This is a genomic window from Zymomonas mobilis subsp. pomaceae ATCC 29192, assembly GCF_000218875.1.
GTDB lineage: Bacteria > Pseudomonadota > Alphaproteobacteria > Sphingomonadales > Sphingomonadaceae > Zymomonas > Zymomonas pomaceae.
Window position 1 is genome coordinate 388,543 of the sequence record NC_015709.1, and the last position, 15,763, is coordinate 404,305.

Genomic DNA, 15,763 nt, shown 5'->3' on the forward strand with positions numbered 1-15,763 from the left:
TCTGATAAAATTGATCTTATCAAGCGGGAAGGTTTAAGGGCATTTTTTATATCTCTACCGCTATTTTATTGGTTTTTCGAGCTTTTTATATCATCTATTGAAGAATAAATACTCGTATCCTTAGTAGGGAAACGCTATCAACGCCGTATTACGAACCGGCCGGTTTATTGTGATTGAAGGATCTTTAGTATGATCGCCAATATTTCCCCGCTTGCGCCCCAGCATTTACCTGAATTACCGGCGATAGACGGGATTACATTGCGAGCCGTTTGTGCCGGCTATAAAGATTGGCAACGTAATGATCTTAGCTTTTTTACCTTTGCGCCAGGTACGACGGTCGCTGGCTTAACTACCAAGTCAGCTTGTCCTTCTCCAGAAGTGGAATGGTGTCGTGCTGCTTTGAAAAAAGGACAAGCAAGAGCATTAGTTGTTAATGCGGGCAATTCCAATGCCTTTACGGGGCATCGCGGTCGTGAAGCTGTTGCGGCTATTACAGCGCATGTAGCAGAGCATCTTAATTGTGCACTCCACGAAGTTTTTGTTTCCTCAACCGGTGTTATCGGCGTCCCCTTACCGATAGAAACTGCCTGTAAGGGTCTGGAAAAAGCGTTTAATGCACCTTCTGTTGATTGGGAATATGTCGCCAATGCGATTATGACAACCGATACTTTTCCTAAAATGTCGGTAAAAGAAATCACCGTCCAAGGAAAAACCGTTAAAGTTGTCGGAATCATTAAAGGTTCAGGGATGATCGCACCCGATATGGCAACCATGCTCGGCTATATTTTTACGGATGCCGCGGTTTCTTCCGATTTACTCCAGACAATGCTCAATCATGCTAATAAAAAGAGCTTCTCTTGCATTACAGTAGATAGTGATACCTCTACCTCTGATACGGTTCTGGCCTTTGCTACCGGCAAAGCGGGTAATGTCTTATTACGTGATCCCAAAGATAAAGACGCGGAAAATTTACAGCAGGCCATAACTGAAGTCTGTCTGGATCTTGCCCAAAAGGTTGTCAGAGATGGCGAAGGCGCCAGCAAATTTATCTCTATTACTGTTACGGGTGCGGTATCCGATGAGAGTGCCCATATCGTGGCCTTGTCTATTGCCAATTCGCCTTTAGTTAAAACCGCTATCGCTGGAGAAGATGCCAATTGGGGGCGTGTTGTCATGGCGGTTGGAAAGGCGGGGCAACCCGCTGAACGGGATCTGCTTTCTATCCGCTTTGGGGGCATTGAGGTCGCAGCCAAAGGTATGGTGGTGCCTGACTATGATGAAGCGCCCGTAGCTGCCCATTTAAAAGGCAAAGAAATAGATGTCAGCGTAGACCTTGGCTTGGGTGATGGAAGAGCACAAGTTTGGACTTGCGATCTTACCCATGGGTATATTTCTATCAATGCTGATTACCGTAGTTAAGGTATCTTAAGGTTAGATAAGGGACGAAACCTATCAGGTTTCGTCCATTTTTTAAATCAATGATCCCCCATAGCCTCTAATCGGCTGGTTTCTTCTGGGCTAAGCCAGGTCAGGCTTTGCGGTGGATAAAAACGAGGTCGGATATTCCGTAATTCGGTCAAACTTATAGGCGATATCGTCTGATTGTCATACAGTAGGAAAGCAGTCGCTTTGTCACTGTTTTCAAAATAAGCTTTATACTGCTTTTCTGTCAGAAAGGCTTGCTCTCCATAATGCGACCAGAGATCATGCGGTGTACCCGTGACGATTTGTCTGATCCGAGCATATCCAAGAATAGCCTGAACCGGCTTTGTGCTATAAATCCAAAGTCGGCCTGTTTCTACGGGTAAAGCTATCCGACGACGGAATTCCACGGTTTTTTTGCCTGTTACGATGGCCTCTGCGAATTCGGGCCAAAGCGAAATAACCGCTTCGGAACGGTCGATTTTATCCGTCATATATTAAAAACCTACCGCATAGTTTATTGAAGATTGTATCTGATTATTGCTCTATCGGAATTCATTATTTCGGAGCCATAACCGGCATTTTTTCGGTATTTTTTTGTCCCATGGCTATCTTACGGCGTCCTCCGCCCTTTACCGGAGCAGCAAGCATTTTATTAGAAGCGGGATTGGAAATGTCGGAAGAAGGTTTTTCTATAATTTGAGAAGAAGACGCAATGCTGGATAAAGGTTCAAAAGCCCCCAATTCATGACGTAAATCTTCTGGAATAACGGTTGCGTCATAAGGTTGCTGAATAGGGCTATTTTTTGCTGAGCCTTGGTGAATTGTTCCATAAATTTGGGCATGACCAGTAGCGATCAAATAGCGATCGAGGCTATTTATAGCTGTAGTTATCGCCGTTTCGTCACCATTGGCTAAGGCGGCCAAGGCTAAACTATGCGCTAATAAAGCATCATCGGCTTTGGTGCTTTGGCTAAGAACGAAACCTGCCTGATTATAATCCTGTGCTGTATGCAGATGGCGTCCATTAAGCAAATCGCGAATTCTTTGTCGTCTTGAGGCGCCTGCTATATCTGAATCCCCGTTTTTTGACGATTTTTCTTCCTGAAAAATTTTAGAGACTTCAATGTTAGGAGGTATTTCGGGACGATCAATTGTATAAACGCGATTGATTTCCCAATTTAAAGTGAAAGGCGCTCTGGTATTAGTTCGAATAATAGGCCAGCGTATCCCCGCTAAATCCAGAATATTCAAAGACGCACTGTTATTATCATCAAGCCACATTTCAATATCGTGCCGCATCCCCTGCCCGTCACGCGTCGAAAAAAACAGATGATCGTCAAATAATCGACTGCTTATTATTTGTTCTCTAACTAAAGGACCATGAACCCCTGTGAAAGCTTTTGCTGTAATAGTAAAATGTGGGTGGGTTAAGGCACCGTCGAAAGGATAGGCGGAATCATGGGTTGGTTCTAACTCTAATTCCAGAATCGTTTTGCCACCGCTGGTGACGGCCCATCCTCCGACATAATCAATGGCACGATGGGTCTGTCCTATGGGAGAAGCCGTTAAAGACGTCGGATCTGTACTATTTGTTTGGGCTATTAGGGGGCTAAAAAATAGCGGTAAAAAAGAAGCAAAACAGCCTTTAATCCAAGGATGAAATCGCAAATCAGCTATCCTTTCAAACGTACAGATTAAGCATAAAGCCTACCCAAATATATTATCTATTTATTGTAGGATATTCCCTTGAAAAACTTGTTTTAAGGAAAAAAATACCAATCTTCTAAAAAGAGAATAGAACTTTAATGGATAAACTATTATAAAATATATTTTATTTTTGGATTTTAAAACTTTTTTCGACTAAAATATGCTTTTTTATGGTAAAAAATTTAATATAATAAATAATATTTATATATTATCATAATAAAATTTTACTTTTTATGTATTTCAATTTGATAAATTTTATTTTTTTAAAATTTTTTTAATAAAATTTTTTTTGAAATTATTTTTTCATTTCAACAGGATGTCTTATCCAAAATATTTTGCCCTTCTAAGGGATTCACTTGGTTCCCTAACTAGGGAAAAGGAATGATTTTAACCTTTGTTACCTTCGTGAATGATTTGAAACTAAACTTCTATGTCCATTATTGATAAAGCGACCTGACAACATTTTAAAAATTTGAATTTAGTAAGGGAGGATTAATTTGTTCAAAGGCTTGCACCCAATCCAGTATGGCGGGCGTGAAGTATGGCCTCTTATTGAAGGCGCAAAGGGTATTGCTGCTTCCGATCATATGAGCGCCGGAGCATGGGCGGCGGCTGGTGGTATTGGTACGATTTCGGCTGTCAATGCAGACAGTTATGACGAGCAGGGACAAATTATTCCCCAGATTTATCACGCCCGTACAAGACCAGAGCGTCATAAAGAATTGATTAATTACGCTATTTCCGGTGCCGTTGATCAGATTGAACGTGCGTATGATATTGCATCTGGTCGCGGCGCAATCAATATTAATATTCTATGGGAAATGGGCGGCTCTCAAACTATTCTGAGAGAAGTTTTAGAACGCACCAAAGGCTTGGTAACCGGCATAACCTGTGGTGCAGGTATGCCTTATAAGCTATCCGAAATTGCGGCTCAGTATCAGGTATCTTATTTACCGATTGTCTCTTCTGCTCGTGCTTTTAATGCTTTATGGAAACGGGCATATTCTAAAGCTCCCGAATTTTTAGCAGCGGTTGTTTATGAAGATCCATGGTTAGCTGGTGGTCATAATGGTCTGTCCAATGCCGAGGATCCTAAACAACCACAGGCACCCTATGCGCGGGTGAAAGCGCTTCGTGATACTATGCGGGTTTGTGGAATTTCGGATAGCGTTCCTATCGTTATGGCTGGCGGGGTATGGCATCTTGAAGAGTGGAATGATTGGATTGATAATCCAGAATTAGGGTCTATCGCCTTTCAGTTTGGAACACGGCCTCTGCTGACTAAGGAAAGTCCTATCCCTCAGGCATGGAAAGACCGCCTTATGGAATTAGAGGAAGGCGATGTGCTGTTACATCGTTTTTCTCCAACCGGATTTTACTCTTCTGCGGTGCGTAATCCTTTTTTAAAGGCACTTGAAAGCCGCTCGGAACGCCAGATTGCTTTTTCCGGTGAAGCGGCGGGCGATCACCAATCTTTACTGGATGTTGGCGTAAACGGTCGCAATAATTTATGGGTTACAGAAGGTGACTTGATAAGAGCCCATGAGTGGGTAAAACAGGGTTTTATCTGTACGCTTAAAACCCCTGATAATACGCTTGTTTTTGTTACCCCAGAAGAAATGCAGGCGATCCGTAAAGATCAGGCAGCTTGTATGGGCTGTTTAAGTCAGTGTAATTTTTCTTCGTGGTCAGAAACTGGGAAAGGTATGACTGGCCGCATTCCTGATCCACGCAGTTTTTGCATTCAAAAAACACTACAAGATATTGCCCATAGTGATAATGTAGAAAATAACCTGATGTTCGCAGGACACTCGGCTTATCGGTTTAAAAAAGACCCTTTTTATTCAAATAACTTTGTACCCTCTGTTAAAGAGTTAATTGATAGAATTCTTACCGGAAAATAAAATTATAAAAATCGGATAATGGTTTTTTGTTTTTATATTTTTTAACAAAAAATTCATTGTCCGTTTTCAATCTGAATTACTATTTTTGATGGTGTAATTCTATTTGATAGTATGATTTTTAATGAGGTCTATTAATTCAACCCCATACATTATTTGTATAAATTCTGTCGTTATGGATACAACTCGCCTCACTATGCGTTTAATTAAAAGGTAAACCATCAATAAATATTTTAAACTCGTAGTGAGTAAGAGGCGGTATTATGACTAAACCAGATATTCATACTGAATCTGGCCGTATAGTTGGGGATAACCAAAATAGTATAACTGCAGGGCAACGGGGGCCAACCTTATTACAAGATGTTTATCTTGTTGAAAAATTGGCACATTTTAATCGGGAACGTATTCCAGAACGGGTGGTTCATGCCAAAGGTTCTGGGGCATTTGGTGAATTAACAGTCACCAAAGATATTACCCGCTATACAAAAGCAAAACTTTTTTCAGAAGTTGGCAAAAAAACGCCTATGTTTGGCCGTTTTTCTACTGTCGGGGGTGAAAAAGGTTCTGCCGATAGCGCCCGTGACCCACGGGGTTTTGCTTTAAAATTTTATACAGAGGATGGTAACTGGGATTTAGTAGGCAACAATACGCCGGTCTTTTTCATTCGGGATGCTATAAAATTTCCTGATTTTATCCATACGCAAAAGCGTGATCCACAGACTAATTTAAAAGATCCCAAGATGATGTGGGATTTTTTCTCCCAAAGTCCTGAGAGTTTACATCAGGTAATGATCCTTTTTTCTGATCGGGGTACGCCCTTTAGTCATCGTTTCATGCATGGTTTTTCTAGCCATGCTTATTCAATGATTAATGCCGCTGGTGAAATCCATTATGTCAAATGGCATTTCCTTACCCAACAAGGCATCAAAAATTTAACAGCAGAAGAAGCGGAAGCTTTGGCTGGTAGTAATCCAGATCATTCGCAGCAGGATCTTTTTGAAGCGATTGAGAAGGGCGATTTCCCGAAATGGACGGTTTACATTCAGGTCATGACGCCTGAACAAGCTAAAGTGCAGCGGCTTAATCCTTTTGATGTTACTAAAGTATGGTACCATAAAGAATTCCCATTAATGGAAGTCGGGGTATTAGAGCTTAATCGTAACTCGGAAAATTATTTTCAGGATGTAGAGCAAGCGGCTTTTTCTCCAGGAAACACCGTACCGGGTTTATATTTTAGTCCAGATAAAATGCTGCAAGGTCGTTTATTTGCCTATGCTGATACGCAGCGTTATCGTTTGGGCATTAATTTTAATCAGATACCGGTTAATCAACCTAGATGTCAGGTTAATAGCTATTACCGTGATGGTTTTATGCGGGTCAACGGTAACGGTGGTAAATCGGCCAATTATGAGCCTAATTCTGATCCGGCAGCGCCTATCGAAAACCCTGCTTATAAAGAGCCTATTATAGACATAGACGGCCCAGGTGCTCATTATGATCGTTATGAAGACCCGGGTAATGAAAATTTTGAACAGCCTGGTAAGCTTTACCGGATAATGAAGGAAGACGAAAAAGACCGTCTTGTTTCTAATCTAGCGGCTTCTATAGGCGCGCCCACGGTTCCCAAAATTATCCGTGACAGACAAATTGAACTGTTTGCGCGTTGTGATGCGGATTTAGGAGATCGTTTGAGAAAAAAATTACCCTAGAACCTTACTTATTGATTTTATACAAATAGGCACACCCTTATAAAGCGTGTGCCTATTTTTATTTATAACAGTTATTAATATTTTTATCTTATCAGAAAGAGAAAATATAATGTATTTTTAAATTAATTTTTACTAAAGAAACATTTTTATATTATCACTTCATATAAAAAGATTTTACGTGTTTGATACTATAGTCTTTATGCGAAAGGACGTTCTTGTCCTTCTTTGTATAAGCGCTCTTCTATTTTTTTTGGAAGATGTGCCGCTTAAGGCTGAGAATTCATGGAGTAGCTGGCGACCGACCTATATTCAGACAGTTGATGTCTCTAGTGAAAATCATAGTCTTTATAATAATATTGCCGCTATAACGAAAGATAAGCGAGGTTTAATCTGGATCGCAACAAAAGGCAGTGGCCTCGTCCGTTATGATGGGCAACATGCAGATGTTTTCAGATATTCTCCTACTGAAAAATTTAGTTTACCTGATAATGTTATCCATACGCTGGCTCCTACATATGATGGGGGTTTGTTACTCGGCACAGATGTCGCAGGTGTTATTCGTTTTGATCCCAAGGATAATAAATTCTATTCTTATCCTACTGATGGGTATCATAATTTAGGGAATCGTATTTACCGGATTATAGCGGATAAAAACGGCGGTTACTGGGTTGGTTCGGACATTGGCCTTTCCCATATTGACAGCGATCTTAAATCAACGCATCAAATATTTGTCTTCTGCCAAGCGCATGGCACCTGTACCAGCCAAACTAAGAGTATATGGCAGGATGACGATGGTACAGTTTTTATTGCGACTAATACCGCTATATTGCGGCGTCTAGCGAGTGAACAGCAATTTCATCCTGTTCATTTTTCTAATATATCCTCTAGAAAAATTGCTAAATTAGGTATTAGTGCCCTTTATCGCGATCATAGAGGTCGCCTGTGGATAGGGACAGAAACGCAAGGTGTTTTTTATCAAGCCGCCAATGGGACGTTGCAACAACGGCCTGAATTAAGCGCAGATAGCTCTTTCATTCGCTATCATTCCATAAGAGATTTTATAGAAACCAATAAAAATGAACTTTGGATAGGAACGGAAGGTTCTGGAATTGTTGCCTTTAATGAGGCCACAGAAAAAGTCCGTTCTATTCATCGAGATACTGAAAATCCTGAAATAGCGAATAGCGATTCTATCTGTTCTTTCTATCGCGAAAAATCTGGTAATATTTGGATAGCAACGGACGGGAATGTCGCCTTTTATAATGCGGCAGAAGATCACGTTTTTAATTTCGATGACCGAAATAACGATAACTTAAAAGCGTTGGCCTCTCGAAATGTTTATTCAATTCTCGTAACCAAAAAAGGTCAGATATGGCTGGGATTAAGCAATGGTCAAATTGATTGGTTGGATAAAAAACATGATCTTGTTAGACATCTAAAATTAAAGGGTCCACCATCAGGTGAAAGTATTCACAGCCTGATAGAAATGAATGACGGGTCTATATTAGTCGGTTCTAAGGGATTAAATGTCATTGATCCTGATAAGTTAAATATAACCCCTTATTTTATAGAAGATTTACCAAAAAATTTAGTTATCAATATTCTTATACAAAAAAATGATGAAATTTATATAGGGACATCAGAAGGACTATTTGTCTATAATGTTATTTCAAAAGAATTAAATCATTTTACCCATGACAATGACAATAAAGATAGTCTCTCGAATAATAGGATTTTAGACTTAGCCTTTAATAATAAAGGTGTTTTAGCGATAGCTACCGCTAAAGGCTTTAGCTTTTATTATCCTGATAGTCATCATTTTGATAATATTTTTCATGATGAAAGAAATGAAAACACCTTACCTAATGATTATATTGCTTCCCTTGCGATTGACCATAAAATTATCTGGGCAGGGATACGAGGTGGCTTGATTTATAACTCTGAAGAAAGAATAAAGGCTTTTTTGCCTTTTTTAGCAATATCTTTAGATAAAAGCAGCCTGATATACGAAACTATTCAGAGTTTAGAAAACGATACTAGGAATCGCCTTTGGATGGCGGGTAATGAAAAAATTGCTGTTTTTGATAAAAGCTCAAAAAAAATTCATCTATTAAGTCAACGCGATAATTCTGAAAAAGTCACCTATTATCCCCATAGTATTGCAGTAGGCCCAGAGGGTGAAATGCTGTTTGGAGGCTCTAATGGTCTGACAGTTATTGATAAGACCTTTAACCCCGATGACATCCCCGCCTTCCCGACAGATTTAGCTTTAACGGATATAGAAATTAACGAGAAAAAAATCGTTTACGGAAAATTACCAGAAAGTGGGCAAGCTACGTATCTTCCTTCTCATATCCGTAGTTTAAGATTACGCTTTGCGCTTCTCGATTATGCTTCTTCGCATCAAATACATTATAGCTATCGACTTGTCGGTCAGGATACCCAATGGTTAGATTTGCCCCCTGACACACCCCCTTTCGTTATATATTCTCACTTACCGGGAGGTAATTTTGTTTTTGAAATTAAGGCTGTTGTCCCAGGCCTTAACAAGCCCGTTTTTGAAGCAAAATATCCTTTTATTGTGGCACATAGTTGGTATGAGCTTTGGCCTATCAGAATTATTTTTGTAATCCTATCGATCTGCGGCATATACTTTATTATTACTAGTCAGACGAAAACACTTCGTAAAATTATTGAAAAAAGGACATTCGAACTACAAATAACAAATAAAAGATTAAAGGCATTGGCAAATACAGATGAATTAACGGGATTACTTAATCGAAGAGCTTTCACTTCGATATTCAATGAGTTCTGCGCTAATTTTGCACAGGATCATAAAAAATTTTCTGTTTTCATCTTAGACATTGATCACTTTAAAGTTATTAATGATCGAGATGGCCATCTGGCGGGTGATATAGTTATTCAGTATATTGCTTCTAAAATTAGTGATAATATTCGCGATCGAGATGTCGCAGCCCGCTATGGTGGGGAAGAATTTGTCGTCATACTGCCTAATACCGAGATAAAAACAGCAGAAGTTGTAGCGACCCGTATTGGGAAAATTATCTCTGATAAGCCCGTGATCTATCAGGATAAAAAGATTCCTGTAACAGTCAGTATCGGCCTCGCCATGATAAAGGTTGATGATACACCCGATTCCTTATTAGAAAGGGCTGATAAACGTCTTTATTCCGCGAAAGAACAAGGCAGAAATCGGGTCTCCTCCTAGCATCGTTTTTCTCTAAAGAAATTTCAATTCTATTGCTTTGCTAAGTTAATGTGACAATCCTTTAGCAGAATTTGACTTTTGTCGACATTATCCCCCTGAAAGGAATAAAGTGTACCATTATCACCTTTTTCCCACCAAATCAGGCCATGCGATAAGTCTGTTCCATAATGCCCAATATAACGCGAGCCACTTGCTGAAACGGATTCCGACAAACCATAACTTTTATGATTAAGATCTAGTACGACAAAGACGGGTTTATTACTATGTTCTGAGCCAGTAGTAACATAATGAATAAGTATATTTTTATTCTTCGGACAATTGTATTGATAGATATTCTCATTTAATTTCAAATTATTTATAGATTTTGATGAGTTTAAATGGGGTTTTTGCGCCAAAAGTGGCGAATTTATAAGAAGAAAGGCAATAATATATTTACATTTCATCATTTACACCATTAATTTGAAATTAAAATTCAAATTATTTTTATTTATATTATCATAAAAAACAATATAATTTTTTATTATTAGTGATTTATTTTAGAATCGACAAATATCCCAATTTTAAAAGCGTACTTCGTGCTTATCGAATTTATACAAGCAAAAATAGTGATTCGGTTTCAATAAAAAATATTAAACCCTATGATATAATTTCTTATGAATTTTATAGGAAATTTCAGAAATCCATTCGCAAAAAACAATTAAATTTTATAATTTAAATTCAAAATATTTGGAAAAATTAAAAAATTAATACAAAAACAAAAAAGTAAATTATATAAATTTACTTTTCAATTAAAGCGTATAGGCTTGTTGTAAGTATTAAGGAGAGAGTTTCCAACCTACCTGTAAAAGCAGGTAGGTTGGAAGATTTAAAAAATATTTTAAGCTATGAGTTAGGTTCTATAATCCTACGGCTTTATTTTTACATTTTGATCTTTCTACCCTTGAACCTCATATCCTAGATCTTCTATTTCTTTTCGAATAGCCTCTTCTGTAATCTTTTCAGCGCTATAATCGACAGTAACCGCTTTATTTTTGAGAGAAACCTTTACCTCAGTAATACCGTCAAGCTGACCCAGTCCATTTTCAATAGCCTTGACACAATGTTCGCAATGCATGCCATCAACTTGTATAATTAACCGAGTCATAAATTTTCTCCTAAAAAATTTAAAAAGGTTTCCAACGGCTTAATAATAAAGAATTACTAATCACTGAAACCGAACTCATAGCCATCGCTGCACCCGCTATGACCGGGTTAAGAAAACCAAATGCCGCGAGTGGAATACCTAGTATGTTATAGATAAAGGCAAAAAATAAATTTTGTCGCATCTTTCTCATTGTAGCACGGGATAAGGTAATAGCAGAGACAACATCTCTTAAATCAGATTTAACCAATACAATATCAGCGGCTTCCATGGCGATATCTGAACCGGCTCCAATCGCAAAACTAACATCGGCTATGGCTAAGGCAGGTGCATCATTAATGCCGTCTCCTACCATGGCTACGTAATAGCCCTGTTTGCGAAGAGTTTGGATTTCATCCGCCTTTCCTTGTGGCAAAAGATTAGCCTTAAACGTTTTGATGTCAGATTTCTCTGCAATCGCCGCCGCCGTATTAGCGTTATCTCCTGTCATCATGATTACCTTAATACCAAGGTGATGAAATGCCTTAACGGCTTCTTTAGAAGATGAACGAATAGGATCCGTAAGCGCTAGACTGCCCAGATAGTGTGAACCTTCTGCAAAATGAACAAATGTCGCCCCTTCCCTTTCTACATTTTCGATATGCGCCTTATTAAAAGAGGATTGCTGCATATCGTTTTCTACATCAACGCCAGATTCATGTAAGAATCGAAGGGAACCCATTTTAAAAATAGAATGATCCGGTTTGATAGCTGTCAGTCCAAGGCCTGCTTTTTCTGTTATCTGGGAAACCTGAAAAGCCTCAGCCGATTGTCCATGGCAAAAATGTGTAATCGCTTGGGATAAGGGATGAGAGGAATGAAGGGATAAGGAAAGGGCTACATTTAATAGATAAGTCTGATCTATAGACGAGGCGAGTAAAACAGTAGAAACCGCGGGTTTCCCTTCTGTTACAGTGCCTGTCTTATCAACAATAAGACAATTTATATTCTGGGCACGTTCTAAAGATTCTGCATTCCGAATAAGAATGCCGGATTTGGCACCGGCCCCCGTTCCGACCATAATAGCTGTTGGAACCGCAAGACCTAAAGAACAAGGACAGGCTATCACTAATGTTGCTACGGCGGATACTAGCGCATAAGAAAAAATGCCTGTAATCCACCAGCTTAGAATGAAAGTTAAAACAGCAATACCCATGACAATAGGGACAAAAATGCTGGCGATTTTATCGGCTAACTTTTGAATTGGCGCTTTTGACCCCTGCGCCTCTTCTACCATTCTGATAATACCCCCTAATGCGGTATCATTCCCAACAGCAATGGCTTCTATTCGAAGCGGACTACCTTTATTAATTGTCGCTGCAAAAATTTTATCGCCTGCTTTTTTGCTAACAGGCATGGCTTCACCCGTTAGCATCGCTTCGTCGACATCGGATTCACCAGAAATTATTATACCATCAACCGGCACGCGTTCTCCTGCACGGATAAGAACAATATTACCGGTCTTTATCTGGTCAATATCAACATCTACTATTTTACCTTCTTCTTCAATATGCCCTTTCTTAGGTTGTAAGGACAATAAAGACCGCATAGCAGAACCCGCTCGGCTTTTTGCATGGCTTTCTAGTAAGCGCCCTAAAAGGATAAGGGTAATAATCATAGCACTTGCTTCAAAATAAACATGAAGAGCGCTAAGACCTAAAAAAGTGACAATGGTACTATATAAATAGGCAATACCTGTGCCGAGCGTTATCAGGACATCCATATTCGCCGCGCCGCTTCGCAACGATTTCCATGCGGCGACAAAAAAAGGCGCACCGGCCCCGAATTCTACAATTGTCGCTAATACCCACTGCGAGAAACGCGGCATTTCCATAGCGGTCATATTTCCATGATGGGTAGGCCATAGCATTACAATCATTTGCCATAGAAAAGGTAAGCTACAGATAAAGGCGACAAGGAAGCGATAAAGGTCTAATTTTTGCTGTTTTTTTTCTATTACAGCCCGTTTTTCGTTATCAATCTTTTGGGCTTCCGAAGCGCCGTAACCGGCTTTTTCTATGGTTGCGATAAGATCTGATGGGCTTACTTTATCGGGATCGATTAAAATATGCGCTTTTTCTGTTGCAAAATTGACGGCAGCCTTCACGCCTGGCATTCTATTGAGTAATTTTTCAATACGACTTGAGCAAGCCGTGCAATCCATGCCTTCTATTAGCAACTGTACTGACCGCAGTTGTTTCGTATTTGAAGTTACGGACTGCATCATAGACATTCCCTAAAGCTGATTATAGCTAGAGTATGGATAGATATTTATATGATACAAGCCGTATTTTATAAGGCCTGAAAATTTGTTTTTTAAGCAAATTATCAGTCAAAAAAAGAAATAAAATTATAAAATTTAAAGATTCCTTTTATGTCCAAAGAAACCCTACCTATTGGGACTATTTTTTAATTTGTTTTCTATTTGATAAAGATTTTTAAGACTTGTTTTCTTTCAAAATAGAACCATCCCCCTATATAGGGCACAATCCAGCCTAAAAAAGAAGGCTGATTCTTTAATGGATTCTTTATAAGGATTGTTCATGACTGAGGCAATAATTATTGATGGTAAAACTTTTTCATCAAATTTACGTAATAAAATTGCCGAAGATGTCAAATCTCTGAAAAAAGAACAGGGAATAGTTCCAGGTCTTGCTGTAGTTTTAGTGGGCGAAAATCCGGCTAGTCAAATTTATGTCCGTAAAAAAGAAGAAATGACTAAAGCGGTCGGCATGCATTCCGTTAGTCATCATGTGAAAGCCGATATTAGCCAGCAAGCTTTGTTGGACTTAATTGATACCCTTAATCGTGATCCTGTCATTCATGGCATACTGGTTCAGTTACCTCTTCCAAAACATATTGATACTCCAACAATTTTAGCCGCTATTGATCCGGCTAAAGATGTCGATGGTTTTCATATTATAAATGCAGGATTACTGGCTATTGGCAAACCGGCCTTGGTACCTTGTACGCCAGCCGGTTGCATGATGTTGTTGAAGGATACTTTGGGAAATCTTCAAGGAAAGAGTGCCCTAGTTATTGGTCGTTCGACCATTGTAGGTCGCCCGATGGCTCAACTTTTACTTGCGGCTGATTGCACCGTCACGATTGCGCATCGATATACGAGCAATCTAGAGGCTTTATGCCGACAAGCCGATATTGTTGTTGCCGCTGTTGGTATTCCTCATTTTGTCAAGGGAACATGGATTAAACCTGGGGCGGTTATCATTGATGTAGGTATTAATCGTATTCCTGCCCAAGATCCTGAGGCAAAGGCCGCCGGAAAGACAAAAATCGTCGGAGATGTCGATTTTGAAGAAGCGGCTAAAGTCGCTTCGGCCATTACCCCTGTACCGGGTGGGGTTGGCCCCATGACAATCGCTTGCCTTCTCAATAATACTATTCAGGCCGCGCGGGCTTTATCCGATTCAACGGCCCCTTCATGAGGGGGATAGTATTCAATTTATAGATAACTTTTACGTTAAATAAGATGGGCAGAATTATGTCTAAGACAAAAATATCTTCAATGATTATGATAGAAGCCACATCTAACCCTACCCCCGCTGACAAGCGTAAAGCGATGATGGAAAATCCTGGTTTTGGTACCACTTTTTCTGATCATATGGTTGTGGTACGCTATTCAGAAGAGAAAGGGTGGCATGATGGGCGGTTGATGGCACGTCAGCCTTTACCTTTAGATCCTGCGGCGTCTGTTCTTCATTATGCTCAGGAAATTTTTGAAGGCATGAAGGCTTATCGCGGTAAGGATGATGAAATTCTGTTATTTCGTCCTGAAGAAAATGCCCGTCGTTTTCGGCATTCAGCGGATGTCATGGCCATGAAGCCCGTTCCAGAAGAACTTTTTCTGGAAGCTGTCCATAAATTAGTCGAAATTGATCGTGACTGGGTCCCAGATGCCGAGGGGGGTAGTCTTTATATCCGTCCTTTCCAAATCGCAAGTCAGCCTTTTTTGGGGGTAAAACCGGCTAAAGAGTATCTTTTTGTTGTAATTGCCTGTTCAGTTGGATCTTACTTTAAGGACGTTAGCAAGGGGGTTCCGATCTGGGTTTCAGAAAACCATGTTCGCGCTGTTCCCGGTGGTACGGGTACCGCCAAATGTGGTGGCAATTACGCGGCTAGCCTGACTGCTCAAGCAGAGGGGTATGAACATGGTTGCGCTCAGGTTGTATTTTTGGATGCACTGGAACGTCGTTGGATCGAAGAATTAGGGGGTATGAATGTCTTTTTCGTGATGAATGACAAGACGCTTATTACCCCTCCGTTAAAGGGCACAATTCTGCATGGAATTACCCGCAAGTCGATTATCGAATTAGCGCGGGATAAAGGTTATACCGTTTTAGAACAGCCTTATAGCCTTGATCAATGGCGTGAAGATGCCCGTTCTGGCAAACTAGCTGAAGCTTTTGCCTGTGGCACAGCCGCTGTAATTACTTCAATCAGTAAGGTCTGTGATACCCACGGTGATTTTGAAATTGGGAAAGACGGCGCCAATAATCCGGTCGCTAATGAATTACGGGAATCTCTTATTGATATTCAACGCGGTCGAGTTGCAGACCCTTATGGTTGGGTCGAACGCGTTTAAAAATTATTA

The 15,763-nt window shown here is 39.9% G+C and carries 11 protein-coding genes; 6 read left to right on the plus strand and 5 right to left on the minus strand.

Annotated features, from left to right (window positions below):
- Positions 1–189 precede the first annotated feature (189 nt).
- The gene (gene argJ / locus ZYMOP_RS01775; protein WP_013933647.1) at positions 190–1,419 is read left to right on the plus strand and encodes a bifunctional glutamate N-acetyltransferase/amino-acid acetyltransferase ArgJ; all 1,230 of its coding nucleotides are present in this window, start codon (positions 190–192) and stop codon (positions 1,417–1,419) included.
- Positions 1,420–1,475: 56 nt separating this feature from the next.
- Here argJ and ZYMOP_RS01780 read toward each other — a convergent pair whose 3' ends face one another.
- Positions 1,476–1,916, minus strand: a complete 441-nt coding sequence (locus ZYMOP_RS01780; protein WP_013933648.1) for an ASCH domain-containing protein — start codon at positions 1,914–1,916, stop codon at positions 1,476–1,478.
- Positions 1,917–1,980: 64 nt separating this feature from the next.
- A complete protein-coding gene (locus ZYMOP_RS01785) occupies positions 1,981–3,093 on the minus strand; it encodes a hypothetical protein (protein ID WP_013933649.1) in 1,113 nt (370 codons plus the stop codon).
- Between the two features lie 536 nt (positions 3,094–3,629).
- Here ZYMOP_RS01785 and ZYMOP_RS01790 point away from each other — a divergent pair.
- From ZYMOP_RS01790 to ZYMOP_RS01800, 3 genes are all read left to right on the plus strand, one after another.
- Positions 3,630–5,036 carry an NAD(P)H-dependent flavin oxidoreductase gene (locus tag ZYMOP_RS01790; protein WP_013933650.1) on the plus strand — a complete coding sequence of 469 codons (1,407 nt, stop codon included), beginning with the start codon at positions 3,630–3,632 and terminating at the stop codon, positions 5,034–5,036.
- A gap of 260 nt (positions 5,037–5,296) precedes the next feature.
- Positions 5,297–6,742 (plus strand): catalase, encoded by a 1,446-nt coding sequence (locus ZYMOP_RS01795; protein WP_013933651.1) that lies wholly within the window; start codon positions 5,297–5,299, stop codon positions 6,740–6,742.
- A 178-nt stretch (positions 6,743–6,920) separates the two neighbouring features.
- A complete protein-coding gene (locus ZYMOP_RS01800) occupies positions 6,921–9,971 on the plus strand; it encodes a ligand-binding sensor domain-containing diguanylate cyclase (RefSeq protein ID WP_158498488.1) in 3,051 nt (1,016 codons plus the stop codon).
- 29 nt (positions 9,972–10,000) lie between these two features.
- On the opposite strand, the gene ZYMOP_RS01805 is transcribed toward ZYMOP_RS01800, so the two are convergent.
- From ZYMOP_RS01805 to ZYMOP_RS01815, 3 genes are all read right to left on the minus strand, one after another.
- On the minus strand, positions 10,001–10,417 hold the full coding sequence (locus ZYMOP_RS01805) for an MliC family protein (protein WP_013933653.1): 417 nt from the start codon (positions 10,415–10,417) through the stop codon (positions 10,001–10,003).
- A gap of 488 nt (positions 10,418–10,905) precedes the next feature.
- Positions 10,906–11,115 (minus strand): heavy-metal-associated domain-containing protein, encoded by a 210-nt coding sequence (locus tag ZYMOP_RS01810; RefSeq protein ID WP_013933654.1) that lies wholly within the window; start codon positions 11,113–11,115, stop codon positions 10,906–10,908.
- A gap of 19 nt (positions 11,116–11,134) precedes the next feature.
- A complete protein-coding gene (locus ZYMOP_RS01815) occupies positions 11,135–13,378 on the minus strand; it encodes a heavy metal translocating P-type ATPase (protein WP_013933655.1) in 2,244 nt (747 codons plus the stop codon).
- Between the two features lie 316 nt (positions 13,379–13,694).
- Between ZYMOP_RS01815 and folD the strand changes: the two genes are divergently transcribed.
- Both folD and ZYMOP_RS01825 read left to right on the plus strand, forming a co-directional pair.
- The gene (gene folD, locus ZYMOP_RS01820) at positions 13,695–14,597 is read left to right on the plus strand and encodes a bifunctional methylenetetrahydrofolate dehydrogenase/methenyltetrahydrofolate cyclohydrolase FolD (protein WP_013933656.1); all 903 of its coding nucleotides are present in this window, start codon (positions 13,695–13,697) and stop codon (positions 14,595–14,597) included.
- Between the two features lie 56 nt (positions 14,598–14,653).
- Positions 14,654–15,754 carry a branched-chain amino acid aminotransferase gene (locus ZYMOP_RS01825; protein WP_041581628.1) on the plus strand — a complete coding sequence of 367 codons (1,101 nt, stop codon included), beginning with the start codon at positions 14,654–14,656 and terminating at the stop codon, positions 15,752–15,754.
- Positions 15,755–15,763: the final 9 nt, after the last annotated feature.